General features: G+C 67.8%; 22 protein-coding genes. 20 read left to right on the top strand and 2 right to left on the bottom strand.

The genetic code is table 11. From position 1 onward, the window contains the following. The first annotated feature begins 28 nt into the window (after positions 1-28). The 11 genes from HWX25_RS05750 (at position 29) to groL (ending at position 10,639) form a co-directional block, all read left to right on the top strand. Positions 29-808 (top strand): ABC transporter substrate-binding protein, encoded by a 780-nt coding sequence (locus tag HWX25_RS05750; RefSeq protein ID WP_059530430.1) that lies wholly within the window; start codon positions 29-31, stop codon positions 806-808. Positions 809-875: 67 nt separating this feature from the next. Beyond that, positions 876-2,120 carry an FAD-binding oxidoreductase gene (locus tag HWX25_RS05745; protein ID WP_175907606.1) on the top strand — a complete coding sequence of 415 codons (1,245 nt, stop codon included), beginning with the start codon at positions 876-878 and terminating at the stop codon, positions 2,118-2,120. A 480-nt stretch (positions 2,121-2,600) separates the two neighbouring features. Beyond that, positions 2,601-4,673, top strand: a complete 2,073-nt coding sequence (locus tag HWX25_RS05740) for a hypothetical protein (protein ID WP_175907605.1) — start codon at positions 2,601-2,603, stop codon at positions 4,671-4,673. A 277-nt stretch (positions 4,674-4,950) separates the two neighbouring features. Then, on the top strand, positions 4,951-5,310 hold the full coding sequence (locus HWX25_RS05735) for a hypothetical protein (protein ID WP_059530421.1): 360 nt from the start codon (positions 4,951-4,953) through the stop codon (positions 5,308-5,310). Between the two features lie 46 nt (positions 5,311-5,356). Further along, positions 5,357-5,872: a sigma-70 family RNA polymerase sigma factor gene (locus HWX25_RS05730; protein ID WP_059530417.1), complete on the top strand. Its 516-nt coding sequence runs from the start codon at positions 5,357-5,359 to the stop codon at positions 5,870-5,872. After that, on the top strand, positions 5,872-6,660 hold the full coding sequence (locus HWX25_RS05725) for an anti-sigma factor (RefSeq protein ID WP_175907604.1): 789 nt from the start codon (positions 5,872-5,874) through the stop codon (positions 6,658-6,660). Before HWX25_RS05730 ends, HWX25_RS05725 begins: the two co-directional genes overlap by 1 nt. A gap of 28 nt (positions 6,661-6,688) precedes the next feature. Then, positions 6,689-7,105, top strand: coding sequence for a quinol oxidase (locus tag HWX25_RS05720; RefSeq protein WP_175907603.1), 417 nt, complete (start codon positions 6,689-6,691; stop codon positions 7,103-7,105). Next, positions 7,102-7,734, top strand: a complete 633-nt coding sequence (locus HWX25_RS05715; RefSeq protein ID WP_175907602.1) for a DUF1571 domain-containing protein — start codon at positions 7,102-7,104, stop codon at positions 7,732-7,734. Before HWX25_RS05720 ends, HWX25_RS05715 begins: the two co-directional genes overlap by 4 nt. A 41-nt stretch (positions 7,735-7,775) precedes the next feature. Then, positions 7,776-8,285, top strand: a complete 510-nt coding sequence (locus tag HWX25_RS05710) for an SRPBCC family protein (RefSeq protein ID WP_175907601.1) — start codon at positions 7,776-7,778, stop codon at positions 8,283-8,285. A gap of 373 nt (positions 8,286-8,658) precedes the next feature. Continuing rightward, a complete protein-coding gene (gene groES, locus HWX25_RS05705) occupies positions 8,659-8,952 on the top strand; it encodes a co-chaperone GroES (RefSeq protein WP_014897904.1) in 294 nt (97 codons plus the stop codon). A gap of 46 nt (positions 8,953-8,998) precedes the next feature. Beyond that, positions 8,999-10,639: a chaperonin GroEL gene (gene groL, locus HWX25_RS05700; protein WP_044846298.1), complete on the top strand. Its 1,641-nt coding sequence runs from the start codon at positions 8,999-9,001 to the stop codon at positions 10,637-10,639. A 178-nt stretch (positions 10,640-10,817) separates the two neighbouring features. Here the strand turns inward: groL and HWX25_RS05695 are convergent, their stop codons facing one another. After that, on the bottom strand, positions 10,818-11,684 hold the full coding sequence (locus HWX25_RS05695) for a hydroxymethylpyrimidine/phosphomethylpyrimidine kinase (RefSeq protein WP_059466951.1): 867 nt from the start codon (positions 11,682-11,684) through the stop codon (positions 10,818-10,820). Positions 11,685-11,939: 255 nt separating this feature from the next. Between HWX25_RS05695 and HWX25_RS05690 the strand changes: the two genes are divergently transcribed. The 8 genes from HWX25_RS05690 (at position 11,940) to HWX25_RS05655 (ending at position 18,538) form a co-directional block, all read left to right on the top strand. Continuing rightward, on the top strand, positions 11,940-12,110 hold the full coding sequence (locus HWX25_RS05690; protein ID WP_004186709.1) for a rubredoxin: 171 nt from the start codon (positions 11,940-11,942) through the stop codon (positions 12,108-12,110). A gap of 104 nt (positions 12,111-12,214) precedes the next feature. Then, positions 12,215-13,516: a hypothetical protein gene (locus tag HWX25_RS05685; protein ID WP_175907599.1), complete on the top strand. Its 1,302-nt coding sequence runs from the start codon at positions 12,215-12,217 to the stop codon at positions 13,514-13,516. A gap of 182 nt (positions 13,517-13,698) precedes the next feature. Beyond that, positions 13,699-14,277 (top strand): YqgE/AlgH family protein, encoded by a 579-nt coding sequence (locus HWX25_RS05680; RefSeq protein WP_006751106.1) that lies wholly within the window; start codon positions 13,699-13,701, stop codon positions 14,275-14,277. Further along, positions 14,274-14,723: a Holliday junction resolvase RuvX gene (ruvX, locus tag HWX25_RS05675; protein ID WP_059530402.1), complete on the top strand. Its 450-nt coding sequence runs from the start codon at positions 14,274-14,276 to the stop codon at positions 14,721-14,723. The genes HWX25_RS05680 and ruvX overlap by 4 nt, the downstream gene beginning before the upstream one ends. Further along, a complete protein-coding gene (gene pyrR / locus HWX25_RS05670; RefSeq protein WP_175907597.1) occupies positions 14,710-15,225 on the top strand; it encodes a bifunctional pyr operon transcriptional regulator/uracil phosphoribosyltransferase PyrR in 516 nt (171 codons plus the stop codon). Before ruvX ends, pyrR begins: the two co-directional genes overlap by 14 nt. 74 nt (positions 15,226-15,299) lie before the next feature. Then, on the top strand, positions 15,300-16,331 hold the full coding sequence (locus HWX25_RS05665) for an aspartate carbamoyltransferase catalytic subunit (protein ID WP_044846292.1): 1,032 nt from the start codon (positions 15,300-15,302) through the stop codon (positions 16,329-16,331). A 52-nt stretch (positions 16,332-16,383) separates the two neighbouring features. Continuing rightward, positions 16,384-17,661, top strand: coding sequence for a dihydroorotase (locus HWX25_RS05660; RefSeq protein ID WP_175907595.1), 1,278 nt, complete (start codon positions 16,384-16,386; stop codon positions 17,659-17,661). A 19-nt stretch (positions 17,662-17,680) separates the two neighbouring features. Next, positions 17,681-18,538, top strand: a complete 858-nt coding sequence (locus HWX25_RS05655) for a lysophospholipid acyltransferase family protein (RefSeq protein ID WP_175907593.1) — start codon at positions 17,681-17,683, stop codon at positions 18,536-18,538. Positions 18,539-18,571: 33 nt separating this feature from the next. On the opposite strand, the gene HWX25_RS05650 is transcribed toward HWX25_RS05655, so the two are convergent. Then, complete coding sequence (locus HWX25_RS05650) at positions 18,572-19,411, bottom strand: symmetrical bis(5'-nucleosyl)-tetraphosphatase (protein WP_175907592.1); 840 nt, start codon at positions 19,409-19,411, stop codon at positions 18,572-18,574. A 344-nt stretch (positions 19,412-19,755) separates the two neighbouring features. Between HWX25_RS05650 and rfbB the strand changes: the two genes are divergently transcribed. After that, on the top strand, positions 19,756-20,817 hold the full coding sequence (gene rfbB / locus HWX25_RS05645; protein WP_175907590.1) for a dTDP-glucose 4,6-dehydratase: 1,062 nt from the start codon (positions 19,756-19,758) through the stop codon (positions 20,815-20,817). Positions 20,818-20,819 lie beyond the last annotated feature (2 nt).

Genomic DNA, 20,819 nt, shown 5'->3' with positions numbered 1-20,819 from the left:
CTCAATCCGGAATCGAAGGACATCCGTCATGAACTGGAAGCTTTCCCTCTGCGCCGTCGCGGCGCTTGCGTGCGCGGCCGTCACGGCCCACGCGGAACAGACCACGCTGCGCTTCGGGATCGAAGCCGCGTATCCGCCGTTCGAGAGCAAGACGCCGGCCGGCCAGCTGCAGGGTTTCGACGTCGACATCGGCAATGCGGTGTGCGCGAAGCTGAACATGAAGTGCGTGTGGGTCGAGAATGCGTTCGACGGGCTGATCCCGGCGCTGCAGGCGCGCAAGTTCGACGCGATCAATTCGGCGATGAACATCACCGCGAAGCGCAAGCAGAGCATCGATTTCACGCCGGCGATCTACGTGGTGCCGATCGTGATGGTCGCGCACCGCGGCTCGCCGCTGCGGCCCGATGCCGCGAGCCTGCGCGGCAAGCACGTCGGCGTGCTGCAGGGCTCGTCGCAGGAGGATTTCCTGAAGGCGCACTGGGCGAATGCGGGCGTGGCCGTCGTGTCGTACCAGGATCAGGACCAGATCTATGCCGATCTCGTCGCCGGGCGTCTCGACGCGGCCGTGCAGGAGGCGCAGACCGCGCAGGACGGTTTCCTCGACAAGCCGGCCGGCCGCGACTATCAAATCGTCGGCGACGCGCTGAAGGATCCCGCGACGCTCGGCGAAGGCACCGGCTTCGGGATGCGCAAGGGCGACAAGGCGCTGCAGGCGAAGATCGTCGGCGCGCTCGACGCGCTGAAGAAGGACGGCACGCTGAGCGCGCTTTCGCAGAAGTACTTCAAGCGCGACATCGTCGCGAAGTAAGCCTGGCCGCGCGCCGGCCGCGGTGTCGGCGCGTGTCGCACCGAATCTCGACGCAGTACGGGGAAGCATGGATTTCGACGTCATCGTTCTGGGGGCCGGCATCGTCGGCGTGTCGTCGGCGCTGCATCTGCAGGATCGCGGGCTGCGCGTCGCGCTCGTCGACCGGCGCGCGCCCGGCGAGGAGACGAGCCACGGCAATGCCGGGCTGATCGAGCGCTCGTCGGTCGTGCCGTACGCGTTCCCGCGCCGTCTCGGCACGCTGCTGCGCTACGCACGCAACCGCTCGGTCGATCTCTACTGGGATTACAAGGCATTGCCCGCGTATGCGGGCTGGCTCGCGCGCTTCTGGCGCGAATCGTCGCCGCAGCGGCTCGCGGCCGCCGCGCGCGACATGCTGCCGCTCGTCGCGGCAAGCGTCGTCGAGCACGACGCGCTGCTCGCGCGCACCGACGCGCAGCCGCTCGTGCATGACGGCGGGTGGATCGAGGCGTTCCGTTCGCCGGCGCTGTTCGACGCGGAAACGCGCGCGCAGCAGCGGGTGGCCGACGCGCACGGGTTGCGGATGAGCGTCCTCGACGCGCGCGCGTTGCGCGAACGCGAGCCCGGCATCGGCGACGCATTCTGCGGCGCATTCCACTGGCAGGACCCGAAGACCGTGTCGAGCCCCGGGGGCCTCACGAAGGCGTACGCGCGGCTGTTCGAGCGCGACGGCGGCACGTTCGTGCACGGCGACGCGACGACGCTCGCGCAGGTGAGCGACGGCTGGCAGGTCAAAACCGAGCATGGGCCGATCGCGGCCCGCTCGGCCGTGGTCGCGCTCGGGCCGTGGTCCGATCACGTGTTCGCGCCGCTCGGCTACCGGATTCCGCTGCGCGCGAAGCGCGGCTATCACATGCATTACCGGCCGACCCGCGCGTCGCTGAACGTGCCCGTGTGCGATACCGAGGCGGGTTTCGTCGTCGCGCCGATGGAAGGCGGCCGCCTGCGGCTCACGACCGGCGTCGAGATCGCGTTGCGCGGCGCGCCGCCGACCGGCGTGCAGCTCGCGCGCGCCGAGCCGCTGGCGCGCGACGCGTTCGGCATCGGCGAGCGGCTCGATCCGGCGCCGTGGCTCGGGATGCGGCCGTGCACACCCGACATGCGTCCGGTGATCGGGCCTGCGCCGCGCCATCGTCATCTGTGGTTCGCGTTCGGCCATTGTCACCACGGGCTCACGCTCGGACCCGCGACCGGGCGTCTGCTTGCCGAGATGATGACGGGCGAGCCGACCTACATCGATCCACATCCATACCGACCCGCGCGCTTCGGCTGAGCGCGTTTCGATATGACGGCCGCCCCGGTGCGGCCGTCACATTTTTTCATTTGGTAATCCGCATTATCCGCGGTCGCGCGAATGGAAATTGTCTGCGTAATTGATCGGAAAGAAATCGCTAAATAAGAAAATCGGTAAACAAGCGATTTATTAATGCATTTTCATGAAAATGAAATGCGAAACAGGCGATTTGGCCGGGCAATCCGGCGGCGCTTTCGTGCCGGGCGTTCCGATGTGGCACGGAATGTACCGGAACACGTTACTTCGGGCCTCGCAAACGTTACGTTACATCCGCGCACCAGACGCCTGATTCATCAGATGATTATGGCTGTGCGATCAGCTTATTTGCCCTGAAATCCATATAAAACCGTTATTGGCTTGCAATGGGCCGACGAATCAATCCGCTTTAACCGGGTGGCACACTTCGTGCAATCCGTCCCCATGCTTTATCAACGTAGTGCCAACCGAGATGGGGTAAAGATGGGACAAAAGCTTAAATTGACGGGTGTGGCGCTGTCGGTCGCGACGGTGTTCGGGGTGCTGGCTTCCGGTTCGGCTATCGCGGGGACGCTCGATGCGCTGCCGCTTCCGCAGGTAATCGTGAATCCGCCGACGAACAGCGTCTCGATCGGGCTGGCCGCGACCGGCACGTCGCCGTTGGGTTCGGTCACCGTGGCGGCGGGCGGATCGGGCGCGATCCAGACGTCGCTCGGCAATCCGGCGCAAGCCTTGTCGGGCGCGGTGAACGCGCTGCAAGGCGCGCTCGGCGGCGCTGGCGGCACGGTGACGCCGCTCGCGCCGGTGCAAGGCGTGGTGAACCAGGTGACGGGGGCGCTTGGTGGCGGCAATCCGGCGGGGGCGTTGACTGGCGCGTTGGGCACGGCGACGGGGACGTTGAGCAATGCGGTTGGTACGGTGACGGGCGCGCTGGGTAGCGTCGGCGGTGGGGCGAATCCGCTGGCGCCGGTTCAAGGCGCGGTGAATCAAGTGACGGGCGCGCTCGGTGGCGGCAACCCGGCAGGTGCGTTGACCGGTGCGCTGGGCACGGCCACGGGCGCACTGGGTAGCGTTGGCGGCGGCACGAACCCGCTGGCGCCGGTTCAAGGCGCCGTCAACCAAGTGACGGGCGCGCTCGGCGGTGGCAACCCGGCAGGCGCCTTGACCGGCGCGCTGGGCACGGTCACGGGTGCGCTGGGTAACGTGGGCGGCGGTGCAAACCCGCTGGCGCCGGTTCAAGGCGTGGTGAATCAAGTGACGGGCGCGCTCGGCGGCGGTAACCCGGCAGGTGCGTTGACCGGTGCTCTCGGCACGGTCACGGGCGCGCTGGGTAACGTCGGCGGCACGAATCCGCTGACACCGATCCAGAACATCGTCGACCAGGTCACGGGCACGGTGGGCAGCGGCAATCCTGCCGGTGCGCTGAGCAATGCGGTCAATACGATCACGGGGACGCTCGGCAACATCGGTGGCGCGTCGAGCCCGCTGGCACCGGTGCAAGGCGCCGTCACGCAACTCGCCGGCACGCTTGGCAACGGTAACCCGGCCAGTGCACTGACGGACGCCGTAAACTCGATGACGGGCGCACTCGGCAACCTCGGCGGCACGAACCCGTTGGCGCCGGTGCAGGGCGTCGTGAACCAGGTCGTCGGCACGTTGTCGGGCGCCGGCGGCGGCGGCCCGATCGCGCCGATCACGAACCTCGTCAGCGGCCTGCAGAACGCACTGCCGACGGGTGGCAATGCGGCCGGCGCGCTGACCGGTGCGCTCGGTTCGGTCACGAGCGCGCTCGGCAATCTCGGCGGCACGAACCCGCTGGCCCCGGTTCAAGGCGTCGTGAACCAGGTGGTCGGCACGCTCGGTGGCAGCAACCCGGCAGCCGCACTGAGCAACGCGGTGAATTCGGTGACGGGTGCACTCGGCAATCTCGGTGGCACGAACCCGCTGGCCCCGGTGCAAGGCGTCGTGAACCAGGTGGTCGGCACGCTCGGCAGCGGCAACCCGGCAGCCGTACTGAGCAACGCGGTAAGTTCGGTAACGGGCGCACTCGGCAACCTCGGCGGTACGAATCCGCTGGCGCCGGTGCAGGGCGTCGTGAACCAGGTCGTCGGCACGCTGTCGGGCGCAGGCGGCAGCCCGATCACGCCGATCACGAACCTCGTCGGCGGTCTGACCGGCGGCAGCAACCCGGCCGGCGCACTGACCGGTGCACTCGGTTCGGTGACGGGCGCCCTCGCGAACGGTCCGGCAGCCCTCGGGCAGGCGGCCGGCGCGCTGTCGGGCGCGGCCGGTTCGACGGCTGCGGCGGGCGGCAGCCTGCTCGGCTCCGGCGCGAGCGCGGCCGGCAGCACGGCGGGCGCGACTGGTTCGCTGGTGTCGACGACCGGCAACGCGACGGCAACGGTCGTCAATGCCGTCGGCACGACGCTGGGCGCGGCGCTGGGTTCCACGCCGAGCCTGTCGGTTACGCCGCACTCGGGCAACGGCTCCGCGAACAACCCGCTCGCACCGGTGTCGACGCTGCTGCAGGCGGTGACTGGCGCATTGCCGAAGTAACCGGCCGGAACGCGCGGCGGCGATCCATCGCCTGCCGCGTGCAACGGGCCGTACGACGCGGCATGACAGCAATGTCATGCCGCGTTTTTCTTGGGGATCCCGAGGTGTTTCGTGCGAGGAATGGCGCCGCTTCGTGGGGCGGCATGGAATAACTGGCCGGATTCGTCCGTTTACATACCGAGTCTCGGCGCGGCCGGACAGCGGGATAATGGTCATCACGAAGTCGACGTCCCGTCCGGCGGCATCGTGCCGCGACGCCATGCCAAGGAGAACGGGAATGAAGACGATGCTGTTCGCCATCGCGCTGACGGCCGCGATCGCGCGGCCTGCGGCCGCCGAGCCGCCGCAGGCCGGTGACGGGAAACTGGTCGACGAAGATCACATGACGCTGTACGTGTTCGATCACGACGCGCCGGGCAAGAGCACCTGCACCGGCACCTGCGCGGCCAACTGGCCGCCGGCGCTCGCCGACGGATACGACAAGGCGTCGGGTGCGCTGAGCCTCGTCACGCGCGACGATGGGAAGAAGCAATGGGCGTACCACGGCCGTCCGCTGTATCGCTGGAAGATGGACCGCAAGGCCGGCGACGCGGGCGGCGACGGAATCGGCGGCATGTGGCACGTCGCGCGTCCCTGAACACCGACCGACGGACTGACGGCGCGGCGACGCGCGAGGCATCCGGATGAGCTACGAATCGGACCTGCTGGTGTGGTTGCCGCATCTCACGCGATATGCGCGCGCGCTGACGGGCGACCGGGCCTGGGCGGACGATCTCGTGCAGGACACGCTCGAGCGCGCGTTGAACCGGCCGCCGCGCGACGGCGGCAACCTGCGTGCGTGGCTGCTGACGTTGCTGCGCCACCGCTTCATCGACCAGTTGCGCGCGCGGCACGAGATCGCGGTCGACGATGCGACCGCGCCATGGCAGACGATGGCCGCGCCGACCGACGAGATCGGCGGCCTGCTGTTGCGCGACGTGCAGCGCGCGCTGTACCGGCTGCCCGTCGAGCAGCGCGAGGTGCTGCTGCTGGTCGCGCTCGAGGAATTGAGTTACCGCGACGCCGCGCAGGTGCTCGGCGTGCCGGTGGGGACGGTGATGTCGCGGCTGTCGCGGGCGCGTGAACAGATGCGTGCGCTGCTGTCCGACGAGCCGCCGGCGCGCGGCGCGGCCGCGTTACGGGTGATCGGGAAGACATGATGGACGACGATCCGCGCAAACCTTCGAACGATCGGGACGGCGGCGCCGACGCGTCGGCGCAACTGCTGTCGGCGCTGCTCGACGGCGAGCTGTCCGGGCAGGAGCGCCGCGAGGTGCTCGAACGGCTGGCGTCCGATCCGCGCGAAGCCGACCGGTTCGCGCATTACCGCGCGCAGCGCGACGCGCTGCAAGCGCTGTTCCCGCTGCCGGCCGCCGCACCCGCGCTGTTCGTGCAGCGGCGCGTGCCGCGTTGGCGCGGCGTCGCGTATGCATTCGCGGGGCTGGCGGCCGGGCTGGTGATCGGCGTCGCGCTGCACGCGGGCTGGACGACCTTCGGCGCCGAGCCGGCCTTCGCCGCGCACGCGGACGTCGCGTATGCCGTGTACGCGGCCGATCGCGAGCATCCGGTCGAGGTCGACGCACGCGATCCGGCGCGCCTTGCCGCGTGGCTGTCCGTGCGTCTCGGGCGGCCCGTGCGTGCGCCGTCGCTCGACGAATACGGCTATGCATTGCTGGGCGGCCGGCTGCTGCCGGGCGACGCCGGGCCGGCCGCGCAACTGATGTACCAGCGCGCGGACGGCAAGCGCGTGACGCTCTACATGACGGCCTATGATGCGCGGCGCTTCGCGCCCCGGGCGATGTCCGCCGGCGGTCGCGATACGTACTTCTGGTCCGATCGCGGCATGGGTTATGCGCTCTCCGGACACGCCGACGAACGACGGCTGCGCGAGCTCGCGATCGAAGCATGCGGCGCGCTCGGCGGACCGACCGACGCGTGGAAGGGCTGACGCGCGCGACATCGGCAGGGGGCCGACGATGAACACGAAGAAGGCGGTGATGGTGGCGGTGGCGCTCGTGGCGGGCGCCGGGCTCGCGCGGGCGGACGGCGATGCGCCGGTGCGCGTGCCGGTCGACGCCGACGGCGTGCAGCGGGTGGCGATCGTCGGCGGCAGCTATTTCTTTCGGCCGAGTCACGTGATCGTCCGCGCACACGTGCCGGTTGAACTCACCGTCTCGGCCGAACCGGGCGTCGTGCCGCACAGTTTCAAGATCGACGCGCCGCAGGCCGGCATCGCGGTGCATACCGAGCTCGGCACGACGCCGCGCACGTTGCGCTTCACGCCGACGGCGCCCGGCCGCTTCGCCTACTATTGCACGCATCGGCTGCTGTTCCTGCGCAGCCATCGCGAGCGCGGAATGGAAGGCGTGCTCGACGTCGAGGCGGCGCCGTGATAGCCGCGTTGCTGGCCGCGAGCCTGATAGGAGCGAGCATGACAGCCGATCCCGTGACCATCGCGCAGACGCATTTCGACCAGGTTCACTCGTATCGCGCGACGATCCGGTCGTCGGCGCGAAGCGGCGAGCATGCCGAATTCCACTATGCCTACTTGAAACCCGGTTTCGTCCGGATGGACTTCGTGTCGCCGCATCACGGCGCGGTGCTCGCGTACGACCCCGGCAACGGCAAGGTGCGGCTGCGTCCGTTCGGCGAGCATGCGCTGCCGGCGCTGACGCTGTCGCCGTCCAATCCGCTGCTGCGTGACCGCAGCGGCCATCGCGTCGACCGTTCGGACGTCGGCGTGCTGCTGCACAACGTGCATGCGCTGCAGCAGGGCGGTGCGACCGTGACGGAAGGCAAGGAAACCCTCGGCGGCCGCGCCACGCTGCGCGTATCGGTGACGGGCGCGCCCGCGCACGTGGTCGACGGCGTGCATCGCTATCGTCTGTGGCTGGACACCGAGGACGGCTTTCCGCTGAAGGTCGTCAGCTTCGGGGACGACGACGGCGCGCCGCTCGAAACGGTGACGCTCGACGACGTCGAGATCGACGTCGCGTTTCCCGCCCGCTTTTTCTCGCCCTGATCGCGCTTTTGACCCCGATTCTGATTCGCGCCGGAGGCAGCATGGCGGAATACCGGTTTTCGACGACGTGGCGCGTGGACGCGCCCCTCGCGGCTGTCTGGGACGCGATCTACCAGGTCGATCGTTGGCCGGACTGGTGGAAGAGCGCCGTGCGGACCGTCGAGATCGAGCACGGCGACGCGGGCGGCGTCGGCGCGCTGCAGCGATACACGTGGAAAGGCGCGTTGCCGTACCGGCTGACCTTCGACATGCGCGTGCTGCGCGTCGAGCGGCCGCATGTGCTCGAAGGTCGCGCGAGCGGCGCGATCGAAGGCGACGGCCGCTGGTCGTTCGCCGGCGACGGCGCGCGCACCGTCGTGCGCTACGACTGGCACATCCGCACGCGCGAGCGCTGGATGAACTGGCTGGAGCCGATCGCGCGCCCGCTGTTCGCGTGGAATCACGACGTCGTGATGCGCGAAGGCGCGAAAGGCCTCGCGCGGCTGCTCGGCGCGACGGTCGAGACCGACGGCCGGACGTTTCAGCCGGTCGTGGGCTGTCCGGACATGTGACGATCCCGTGGCCGCAGTTTGCGCCCTTGGCACGTCCGCGCAGCCTTGTTCATGCGATGCCGGACGACTGCGGGAACTCGGTGCTCGCCCCGTGTCAAATTGGGGCGAGGTCGGGATATCCCGTATCTCGTCCGCGTCCGATGTGCAGGAGCGATGTTTATGTGATTGTTTTTAATGAAATTTTTCAATCAATCCCCGTTTTTCCATCGTTCCGCCCCGCACGAAAAAACCTCTGGCTCCCCTTCTTGAATTTGTCAAAACCCGTCCATATAATTAGCACTCGCTGCACGAGAGTGCTAACAATTCTCTGCCGGGCGACCCGCCGGGCAGATTCCCTAAGCGTTCTTCAATCTCAGTCAAGAGAGGAGTGAATATGAACCTTCGTCCTTTGCACGATCGCGTGATCGTCAAGCGCCTGGATCAGGAAACCAAGACCGCCTCGGGCATCGTGATCCCCGAAGCTGCTGCTGAGAAGCCGGATCAAGGCGAGATCCTCGCGGTTGGCCCGGGCAAGCGCGACGACAAGGGCGCGGCGATCGCGCTCGACGTGAAGGTCGGCGATCGCGTGCTGTTCGGCAAGTACGCTGGTCAGACCGTCAAGGTCGACGGCCAGGAACTGCTGGTCATGCGCGAAGAAGACATCATGGCCGTGGTCAACGCGCAGTAAGCGTCCACCGACGGTACATATTCCCAAGAATTCAAGGAGTTAGAAGATGGCAGCTAAAGACGTCGTATTCGGCGATTCCGCCCGTTCGAAGATGGTCGAAGGCGTGAACATTCTCGCCAACGCAGTCAAGGTCACGCTGGGTCCGAAGGGCCGCAACGTCGTGCTCGAGCGCAGCTTCGGCGGCCCGACGGTCACCAAGGACGGTGTGTCGGTCGCGAAGGAAATCGAGCTGAAGGACAAGCTCCAGAACATGGGCGCGCAAATGGTCAAGGAAGTGGCTTCCAAGACCAGCGACAACGCAGGCGACGGCACGACGACGGCAACCGTCCTCGCGCAATCGATCGTTCGCGAAGGCATGAAGTACGTCGCATCGGGCATGAACCCGATGGACCTGAAGCGCGGCATCGACAAGGCAGTCGCAGCGGCTGTCGAAGAGCTGAAGAAGATCAGCAAGCCGTGCACGACGAACAAGGAAATCGCACAGGTCGGCTCGATCTCGGCGAACAGCGACACGTCGATCGGCGATCGCATCGCTGAAGCGATGGACAAGGTCGGCAAGGAAGGCGTGATCACCGTCGAAGACGGCAAGTCGCTCGCCGACGAACTCGACGTCGTCGAAGGCATGCAGTTCGACCGCGGCTACCTGTCGCCGTACTTCATCAACAACCCGGACAAGCAAGTCGCCGTCCTCGACAACCCGTTTGTGCTGCTGCACGACAAGAAGGTGTCGAACATCCGTGATCTGCTGCCGGTGCTCGAGCAAGTCGCGAAGGCTGGCCGTCCGCTGCTGATCATCGCTGAAGACGTCGAAGGCGAAGCGCTCGCAACGCTGGTCGTCAACAACATCCGCGGCATCCTGAAGACCGTTGCGGTCAAGGCGCCGGGCTTCGGCGATCGCCGCAAGGCCATGCTGGAAGACATCGCGATCCTGACCGGCGGTCAAGTCGTCGCGGAAGAAACCGGCCTGACGCTCGAGAAGGCAACGCTGGCAGAACTGGGCCAGGCGAAGCGCATCGAAGTGGGCAAGGAAAACACGACGATCATCGACGGCGCAGGCGAAGCCGTGAACATCGAAGCGCGCGTCAAGCAAGTTCGCACGCAAATCGAAGAAGCGACGTCGGACTACGACCGTGAAAAGCTGCAAGAGCGCGTGGCCAAGCTGGCCGGCGGCGTGGCAGTGATCAAGGTCGGTGCTGCGACCGAAGTCGAAATGAAGGAAAAGAAGGCACGTGTCGAAGACGCACTGCACGCAACGCGCGCAGCTGTGGAAGAAGGCATCGTGGCAGGCGGCGGCGTTGCGCTGATCCGCGCTCGCACCGCGATCGCAGGCCTGACCGGCGCGAACGCCGACCAGAACGCCGGCATCAAGATCGTGCTGCGCGCAATGGAAGAGCCGCTGCGCCAGATCGTCACGAACGGTGGCGAAGAAGCGAGCGTCGTGGTGGCGGCAGTTGCTGCAGGCACGGGCAACTACGGCTACAACGCAGCAACGGGCGAGTACGTCGACATGGTTGAAGCCGGCGTTGTCGACCCGACCAAGGTCACGCGCACCGCACTGCAGAACGCAGCTTCGGTTGCAGGCCTGCTGCTGACGACGGACGCAGCTGTCGCAGAACTGCCGAAGGAAGACGCACCGATGCCGGGCGGCATGCCGGGCGGCATGGGCGGCATGGGCATGGACATGTAATCGACTTCGGTCGATGGTGTCCGGAACGCGCAGTGATGCGCGTTCCAGCCAAAGAAAAAGACCCGCAGCGATGCGGGTCTTTTTTTATGCGTGCGAAAAGGGGCGGACATGGGACGGACATGCCGCCCCGAAGCGAGCGCAGGCCGCGCAACGGCGGCGCAGGGCCGCCGCGCGGGCGTCAATGCCGGGCGATTCGCGGCGAGCTTTTGCTGCTTTCCGTCACCGGACGCCCGCCTTCCTCGTCGTTGCTGCGCGCCCAGAAGAACCGGTCGGGCAGGTACGCGCCCATGCCGGGCCGGAACGCGTCGCGGACGGCCTGGTACAGGTATTCCTGCGCCTCGCGCACCGCTTCGGGCGGCTCCTGGCCGTTCGCGAGCAGTGCCGCGATCGCCGCGCCGAGCGTGTCGGTGATGCCCATCAGCCGGTGCGGCGAGCGATCCCACATGTCTTCGCGAAGCTGGCCTTCCTCGCCGTACAGCGTGTTGACGAGCCGGTGCGAGCCCGTTTCCGACGATAGGATGTACTCGCAGCCCTGCGACAGCAGGTGCGACACGGCCGCGTCGAGATTCGGCGCCTCGGCATCGCCGTCCGGCTGCGCGAGCGCGATCAGCGTCGCGTGGTCGGCGACCAGCAGCGTCGTCTGCGGCGCGAGCAGGTCGGCGATCGATTCGCGCAGGTCGTCGGCGGCGAGCACGTGCTCGTCGTCGAGCGTGAAGTCCGGTGCGAGCACGAGCGGCACGCCGTCGTAGTCGGCGACCACTTCCGCGATCGCGCTCACGACTTCCGCGCGCGTCGCGGCGCCGATCTTGAACGCGGCGACCGGCATGTCCTCAAGCAGCATGCGCGCCTGGGCGGCGACGACATCGGGATCGAGACCGGTCACTTCGTCGCAGGCGGCGGAGTCGCGCACGGTGTAGCCCGTCAGGACGGACACGCCGTGACAGCCCATGCTCGCCAGGGTCATCAGATCGGCTTGGAGGCCGGAGCCGCCGGTGGGATCGGACAGGCCGAAGGTGAGGACGATCGGAGGGGCGTTGCTGGACATGTAAAAATGGGGCAAGAAAAAAACGGGGGAGCGACAGAGCTGCGGACGGCGAGGCGAATCGGGCGTTTGGGCCCCGTGTTGCCCGGCAGGCCGCACTTTTCAGCCATTATGCGGCGGAATCCGGCCCGCACGACGGAATTTTTAGCGCAGCGCAACGTAGTCGTCGGACTCCAGTGCGATTGCTAGGCAGTCCGGCCCCGACACGGTACCATCATGGCTCCCGAATTTACCGACTTTTCCCCGACGCGGCTTAAGATGGAATACAAGAGCTGGATGTGCCTGATTTGTGGCTGGATTTATGACGAAGAAGCCGGGCTGCCCGAAGAGGGCATCGCCCCGGGCACGCGCTGGGAAGACGTCCCGATCAACTGGACGTGCCCCGAATGCGGCGCTCGCAAGGAAGACTTCGAGATGGTCCAGATCTGACCGGACCCTTGGCCCACGGACACACCGCTTCGGCCTCGCGGTTGCCCGGCGCTCGCGCGCCGCGGCCGGCGCGAGCGACTTGACGATGACAGGCGCGCGTGTCCATGACGTCCGATCCGGCGAACGTTTCCCACCCTGACGCACTGCCCAACCCGCGTGGCGGGGCCGTGCGCGCGGCCGACGCGTGGCTCGCGGCGGCCGCCGATGCATTCGAGCAGCGGGACGACGCGGCCGCGCCGCTGTCGGCCGCCGCGGCCGTGCTGGCGGAGGCCGGCTGGCTGCCAGCCGCTCGTTTCGCCGGGCAACTGGCCGCCGCGGTGCCGCTGGTCGCCGACGAACCGGCTTCCGCCGCCTGGCGCCTCGCGCTGCGCGATTTCCGCGCGGCGGTCGAGCGCCACAATCTGCGCGAGCTGGCCTGCTCGCCCATCCTGTTCGAACATTTCCGGGCGCTGCGTGCGCAAAGCGCGGCCGACCTGCACGCGAGCGTGCCGCTCGACGTGCTGGCGCTCGTCGGGCGCGCGACACCGCCGGCGACGCTGCGCGCGCTGCCAGACGCATTCGCAAGCCGGGCGCGGGCTCGTTACGAGCAGGCGCTGCTCGGCGTGCTGCGCGCGCCGCACGGCACGCCGGACGCAGCGCTCGACGAACTCGACACGATCCTGACCGCGCTGGCCGACGGCGCGCCGTACGATTTCTGGCGGCTCGCCGCCGCGTGCCTGCGCGCGCTGCGCGCTAGCGCCGCGCCCGAACTGAAGCGTTTCCTCGCACGCACCAACCTGCTGCTCGGCGAGCACGCGCAGGGCAGGCGCAGTGCGCCGCCGGCGCTCGTGCGCGAGACGGTGGCGCTGCTGTGGCGCGATTTCGCGCTGTTCGGCGCAGCCGCGGAAGACGTCGCGCTCGTCGACGTGCTGCACGACTATGGGCTGACCGTGGACTGGCACGTCGCCGGCACGCCCGCGTCCGAGGCGCTGTGGGAGGCCGACGCTGCGCGCGCCGAGCGTGATGCGGTCGCGGCGGCGCCCACCCGCATGCTCGGCGTCGTGACCGTCAACGCCCATGCGTATGAGGATTTCCTGCAGACGGCTGACGCATCGATGGCGGATCTGGCCGTCGACCCGGCCGCGGCCGATGCGGGGGCCGCATGGCGCGCGTCCGCGGCCGCCTACCGGGTTGGTACGGCTGCATGCGCGCTCGGGCTCGGTCATGCGGCGCTGCTGGCCGACACGCTCGGGCTGGCATGGCGCCGTGCCGCGCACGGCATGCCGCTCGCCGAAGGCGGGCTCGACGCACACGCCCGCGCGTCCGACATGTTGCGCGCCGCGCTGCTGAAGATCGCCGCGGGGGTGGCGCCGCCGGACCTGACCGCCGCGTCCGGGGCGCTCGGCGCGGCGCTCGGCCGGACCTGATGCGCAACGGGACGCGACCGTGGCGGCAGCCCTTGTCGCACGGGCCGGCAACACGCTGCCGACAGCACCCGCGCGCGTGTTAGAGTGCCGTGTGATCCGCGCGCGTCGTTGCCAGCGTCGCGCGGCGTTGCTTGTTGATCGCGGCCCGGTCAGGTCGCGGCGTCTTTGCTAAAATTCAAACCATGTCAAAGCCTTCCGATCGCATCAATCTCACCAACCAGTTCCTGATCGCCATGCCGAACATGGCGGATCCGACGTTTTCGGGAACGGTGGTCTATCTTTGCGATCACAGCGAGCGCGGCGCGCTCGGCCTCGTCATCAATCGTCCCACCGACATCGACCTCGAATCGCTGTTCAACCGCATCGACCTGAAGCTCGACATCGAGCCGCTGCTGCACATCCCCGTGTACTTCGGCGGCCCGGTCCAGACCGAGCGCGGCTTCGTGCTGCACGAGCCGGTCGAGGGCGCGAACTACAACTCGTCCATGTCGGTCGAGGGCGGGCTCGAGATGACGACGTCGAAGGATGTGCTCGAGGCGGTCGCGACGGGCACCGGCCCGAAACGCTTCCTGCTGACGCTCGGCCATGCAGGCTGGGGCGCCGGGCAGCTCGAGGAAGAAATTTCCCGCAATGGCTGGCTGACCGTGGCCGCCGATCCCCGCATCGTGTTCGACACGCCGGCCGAGGAGCGCTTCGAAGCCGCGCTTGGCCTGCTCGGCGTCAGCTCGTCGATGCTGTCCGGCGAAGCAGGGCACGCATGAGTGGCGCGAGCGCGCGCGATGCGACGCTCCTGGCGTTCGACTATGGCGAGAAGCGGATCGGCGTCGCGATCGGCAACGCGCTGACGCGCTCGGCCCGCGCCCTCGTCGTGATCCCCAACCTGAACCGCGAGCACCGCTTCAAGGCGGTCGGCGAACTGCTGGCCGAATGGCGGCCGGACGCGCTCGTCGTCGGCCTGCCGATGCATCCGGACGGCACGCCGCACGAGATGACGCAGCAGGCGAAGCGCTTCGGCAATCAGCTGAACGGCCGCTTCGGGCTGCCCGTCACGTGGGTCGACGAACGCTATTCGTCGGTCGAGGCCGAGGCCGGGCTGCGCGAGCGCAACGTGCGCGGGCGCGCACGTGCCGAGATGCTCGACGCCGAGGCCGCGCGCGTGATCCTTCAACAGTATCTCGATCAATTGTCCGACCATGAGCACCATTGACGCCGACGCGCTCTACCGCGTCCTGCTCGACCAGATAAGCGACGCATACGGCACGGCCTTCGCCGAGCCGGGCGGCCCGCGGCTCGCCGGCATTCACAGCGGCGGCGCCTGGCTCGCCGAGCGCCTCGCGCGCGATCTCGGCGCGCCGGGGTTCGGCGTCGTGAACGTCGCGCTGCATCGCGACGACTACGCGAAGAAGGGGCTGCACAGCCAGGCGAGCCCGACGTCGCTGCCGTTCGACGTCGACGGCGCGCGCATCGTACTCGTCGACGACGTGCTGTACACCGGCCGCACCGTGCGCGCCGCGCTCAACGAACTGTTCGACTACGGCCGTCCGGCCGCGGTCGAGCTCGCGGTGCTCGCCGATCGCGGCGGCCGCGAGCTGCCGGTTGCAGCGCGCTTCGCGGGCGGCACGCTCGACGTGCCGGCCGATGCGACGCTCGTGCTCGCGCGCGACGAGGCCGCGCAGCTGACGCTGCGCATCGAGGCGCACGGCGCCTGACCGAACCGCGAAACCGTATCCCGGGCCGCCGGTTCGTGCCGCGGCCCGTTTGCATAGTTGGAATCACGCACACCATGACCACCGACACCACTGGCCGCACCGGCAATCCCGCTGCGGCCGCGAGCCCCGAGCGGTTCCGCTACGGTTTCCTGAAGGGCAACCCACAGCTCACGAAAAACGGCGAGCTGAAACACCTGCTGTCGATCGAGGGGCTGCCGCGCTCGATCGTCAATCACATTCTCGATACGGCCGAGCAGTTCGTCAGCGTGACGGACCGCGAGGTGAAGAAGGTGCCGCTCCTGCGCGGCAAGTCGGTGTTCAACCTGTTCTTCGAGAACTCGACGCGCACGCGCACGACCTTCGAGATCGCCGCGACGCGCCTGTCGGCCGACGTGCTGAACCTGAACATCAACGCGTCGTCGACGAGCAAGGGCGAGTCGCTGCTCGACACGATCAACAACCTGTCGGCGATGCATGCCGACCTGTTCGTCGTGCGCCACGCATCGAGCGGCGCGCCGTACCTGATCGCCGAGCACTGCGCGCCGCACGTGCACGTGATCAATGCCGGCGACGGCCGTCATGCGCACCCGACGCAGGGCCTGCTCGACATGTACACGATCCGTCACTACAAGCGCGACTTCACGAAGCTGCGCGTGGCGATCGTCGGCGACATCCTGCATTCGCGCGTCGCGCGCTCGGACATCCACGCGCTCACCACGCTCGGCGTGCCGGAAGTGCGCGCGATCGGCCCGCGCACGCTGCTGCCGGGCGGTCTCGAGCAGATGGGCGTGAAGGTGTTCCACAACCTCGACGAAGGGCTGAAGGGCGTCGACGTGATCATCATGCTGCGCCTGCAGAACGAGCGGATGAGCGGCGCGCTGCTGCCGTCCGCGCAGGAATACTTCAAGACCTGGGGCCTGACGCCCGAGCGCCTCGCGCTCGCCGCGCCCGACGCGATCGTGATGCACCCGGGCCCGATGAACCGCGGTGTCGAGATCGACTCGCAGGTCGCCGACGGCCCGCAGTCGGTGATCCTCAACCAGGTCACGTTCGGCATCGCCGTGCGGATGGCGGTGATGGGCATCGTCGCCGGCAACAGCGACTGAGCCTGCCTTCGCGCATCCTTATTCACGCAATCAACGCATTCACAGACAGCGCATGAAGATTCATATCCAAGGCGGCACGCTGATCGACCCGGTCGCCGGCACCGAACGGCAGGCCGACGTATTTGTCGCGGACGGCAAGATCGCCGCGCTCGGCACGGCGCCGGCCGGTTTCAACGCGGAGAAGACGGTCGACGCGGCGGGCCTGATCGTCGCCCCCGGTCTCGTCGACCTGTGCGCGCGGCTGCGCGAGCCGGGCTACGAGCACAAGGCGACGCTCGCGTCTGAGATGGCCGCGGCCGTCGCCGGCGGCGTCACGACCCTCGTATGCCCGCCGGACACCGACCCCGTGCTCGACGAGCCGGGTCTCGTCGAGATGCTCAAGTTCCGCGCCCGCAACCTCCACCAGGCGAACGTCCATCCGCTCGGCGCGCTCACCGTCGGCCTCAAGGGCGAAGTGATCACCGAGATGGTCGCGCTGACCGAGTCGGGCTGCGTCGGCTTCACGCACGCGAACGTGCCGGTGCGCGACACGCAGGTGCTGCTGCGTGCGCTGCAGTACGCGAGCACCTACGGCTACACGACGTGGCTGCGTCCGCTCGACGCGTTCATCGGCCGTGGCGGTGTCGCCGCGAGCGGCGCGCTCGCGTCGCGGCTCGGGCTGTCCGGCGTGCCGGTCGCGGCCGAGACGATCGCGCTGCACACGATCTTCGAACTGATGCGCGTGACGGGCGCGCGCGTGCACCTCGCGCGCCTGTCGTCGGCGGCCGGCCTCGCGCTCGTGCGTGCGGCGAAGGCCGAGGGGCTGCCCGTGACGTGCGACGTCGGCGTGAACCACCTGCACCTGATCGACGTCGACATCGGCTACTTCGATTCGCAATTCCGGCTCGACCCGCCGCTGCGCGGCGAGCGCGATCGCGAAGCGATCCGCGCGGCGCTCGCCGACGGTACGATCGACGCGATCTGTTCCGATCACACGCCGGTCGACGACGACGAGAAGCTGCTGCCGTTCGCCGAAGCGACGCCGGGCGCGACGGGGCTCGAACTGCTGCTGTCGCTCACGGTGAAGTGGGCCGATGAAACGAACACGCCGCTCGCGCAGGCGCTGCGTCGCATCACGGCGGCGCCGGCCGACGTGCTGCAATTGCCGGCGGGCCGTCTGGCCGAAGGCAGTGCGGCCGACCTGTGCGTGTTCGACCCGCGCGCGCACTGGCGCGTCGAGCCGCGCGCGCTGAAGAGCCAGGGTCACAACTCGCCGTTCCTCGGCTACGAACTGCCGGCCTGCGTGCGCACGACGCTCGTGGCGGGGCAGGTCGCGTTCGAGCGCCACTGAACCACGCCGGATCCTCGCCATGACCGCTCTTCGCAAGCTGCGTCTCGTCTTTCACCTGTTGCGCGGCATGGCGATCGTCGCGCTGCGCTTTTCGCACGTATCGCCCGCGCGCCGCGCCGAGATGACGCGCCGCTGGTCGCTCAAGATGCTGCGGATCTGCGGGATGCGCCTCGTCGTCCACAACGACGGCGCGCGGCTCGACGCGAGCGCGCTCGTGGTCGGCAATCACGTGTCGTGGCTCGACATCTACGCGATCAACGCGTGGCGGCCGACGCCGTTCGTGTCGAAGGCCGAGGTGCGGCAGTGGCCGGTCGTCGGCTGGCTCGCCGAGAAGCTCGACACCGTGTTCCTGCAGCGCGAGAAGCGTACCGAGGCGATGCGGATCATGCACGAGATGGCCGAGCGCCTGCGCAACGGCGGGTTGATGTGCGTGTTTCCGGAAGGCACGACGTCGGACGGGCAGTCGCTGCTGCCGTTCCATGCGAACCTGTTCCAGGCGTCGGTATCGGCCGGCTGCTCGGTGCAGCCGATCTGCCTGATGTACGAGGACGCACAGCGGCGGCAGTCAGTCGCGCCGGCGTATACGGGCGAGCTGTCGCTCGGGATGTCGCTCGACATGGTGCTGCGCGGCGGCCCGCTGGTTGCGCACCTGTACGTGTGCGAGCCGATCGCGCCGGGCGGTGACCGCCGCACGACTTCGGCGGCGGCGCGCGACGCGATCGCGGCTGCGCTCGAAGCGATGCAGGCGAAGGTCGGCAAGCCGTCGCCCGAGTCGCTGGCGGAGCTCGAGCGGCACGCGTATCCGGCGATCGAAGTCGGCGGCGGTGCGGCGGGCGATGCGGCTGCCGAGGAGCCGGTGCCGGGGCGCGAGGGTTGATGCTTCATTCCGCCCGCGCGTCTCGCGTGCGGGCTACTCGCCGCCCGGCGTGCGGCACGCTTCGCACTGCACCTGCGTGACCGTGCGCTGCGCCGGGTCGGCCGTCAGTCGTACGGCCGACAATTGATTTCCCCATACGCACCCCGAATCGAGTGCGACGACGTTGTCGCGCAGCATCAGGCCGAGCGCGGCCCAGTGGCCGAACACGACCGTCACGTTTTCGGTGCGGCGGGCCGGTACGTCGAACCACGGCAGGTAGCCGGGCGGTGCGGTGTCGGGGCCGCCGTTCGCTTTGAACTCCATCGTGCCGTCGGGCGTGCAGAACCGCAGGCGCGTGAACGCGTTGAATGCGACGCGCATCCGGTCGCGTTTTTTGAGGTTCGGACTCCATTGGTTCGGCTCGTTGCCGTACAGGCCCTGCAGGGTGTCGCGCCAGTCGGGTGCGCGCAGCGCGCGTTGCAGCTCGTCCGCGAGTTCCAGTGCGAGCGTGGCGTCCCATTGCGGCAACACGCCTGCGTGGACGAGCAGCATATCGTTTTCGAAATGGGCGAACGGGCGGTGGCGCACCCAGTCGAGCAGTGCGTCGGCGTCGGGCGCGTCGAGGATTTCGCCTATCGTGTCGCCCGGGCGTTCGGTGCGGATGCCGGCTGACACCGCGAGCAGATGGAGGTCGTGGTTGCCGAGCACGGCGGTCGCGCGTGGGCCGAGGTCGACGACCGCGCGCAATGCGGCGAGGGAGCTCGGGCCGCGGTTGACGACGTCGCCGGCGATCCAGAGCGGGGTGTCGGCGGGGGCTGAAAGTTTTTCGGAGAGCGACTGGAAAGCTGAATGACAGCCTTGGATGTCGCCGATGGCGATGGGGGTAGGCGGCATGAGAGGCAGTTGTTACAGGTTTTGATACAGAATGGAAAAAGGCGCGATGGCGAAAGCGCGCACATGCACAACATTGTGCTAGTTTAACGTATTGATTTAAAACATCATTTCATTCGTGATGCCGAGTGCGGATCACTGTTTCAAGTTGTTAGCAGCATGGCTTTTGCGGAGGCTTGCTTCCTATAATTGCCGCTTCCTCGACAAAATTAGCATTTCATGACTTTGACGGTCACGGTGAGAAGTTAGAATTCCCGCCTTGAGCGACGCGTACGTTGATGCCGTCGCTGTTCGAAATGATGGCGGCTCGTGCTTGAGGCCCGCCGCGTATGATTAGAGGGAGCCTCATGATCCTGGTGACGGGTGGCGCGGGTTTTATCGGTGCCAATTTTGTACTCGACTGGCTGCGTCAATCCGACGAGGCCGTGCTTAACGTCGACAAGTTGACCTACGCCGGCAACCGTCGCACGCTGCAGTCGCTGGACGGGAACCCGAAACACGTGTTCGTACGCGCCGACATTTGCGATCGCGCTGCGCTGGATGCGCTGTTCGCGGAACACAAGCCTCGCGCAGTCGTGCATTTCGCTGCGGAAAGCCACGTCGATCGCTCGATTCACGGGCCGGCGGATTTTGTTCAGACAAATGTGGTCGGCACGTTCACGCTGCTTGAAGCCGCCCGGACATACTGGAGCGGCTTGGGCGAAGCAGAGAGATCGGCCTTTCGTTTTTTGCACGTGTCGACGGATGAAGTGTTCGGCTCGTTGTCGGCGACCGACCCGCAGTTCTCGGAAACCACGCCGTATGCACCGAACAGCCCGTATTCGGCAACGAAGGCCGGCTCCGATCATCTCGTGCGTGCCTATCATCATACGTACGGCCTGCCCACGCTCACCACAAACTGCTCGAACAACTACGGCCCGTACCAGTTTCCCGAGAAACTCATTCCGCTGATGATCGCCAACGCGCTCGCCGGCAAGCCGTTGCCCGTGTACGGCGACGGCCAGAATGTACGAGACTGGTTGTATGTGGGCGACCACTGCAGTGCGATCCGCGAGGTACTCGCGCGCGGCCAGACCGGCGACACGTACAACGTGGGCGGCTGGAACGAGAAAACGAATCTCGAGGTCGTGCACACGCTGTGCGACCTGCTTGACGAACTGCGACCGAAATCGGCGGGTTCGTATCGCGACCAGATCACTTTCGTGACCGACCGTCCCGGCCACGATCGCCGTTATGCGATCGACGCACGCAAGCTCGAGCGCGAACTCGGCTGGAAGCCCGCCGAGACGTTCGAAACCGGTCTCGCGAAGACGGTGCGCTGGTATCTCGACAACCAGGTGTGGGTCGATGAGGTGGCCTCGGGCGAATACCTCAAGTGGGTTGAAACCAACTACGCAGAACGCGCTTGAGG

It is taken from the genome of Burkholderia sp. BCC1640, from assembly GCF_902833125.1.
Taxonomy (GTDB): Bacteria; Pseudomonadota; Gammaproteobacteria; order Burkholderiales; family Burkholderiaceae; genus Burkholderia; species Burkholderia diffusa.
The sequence above is the reverse complement of the archived record's forward strand: the minus strand, read 5'-3'. Positions and strand labels throughout refer to the sequence as shown.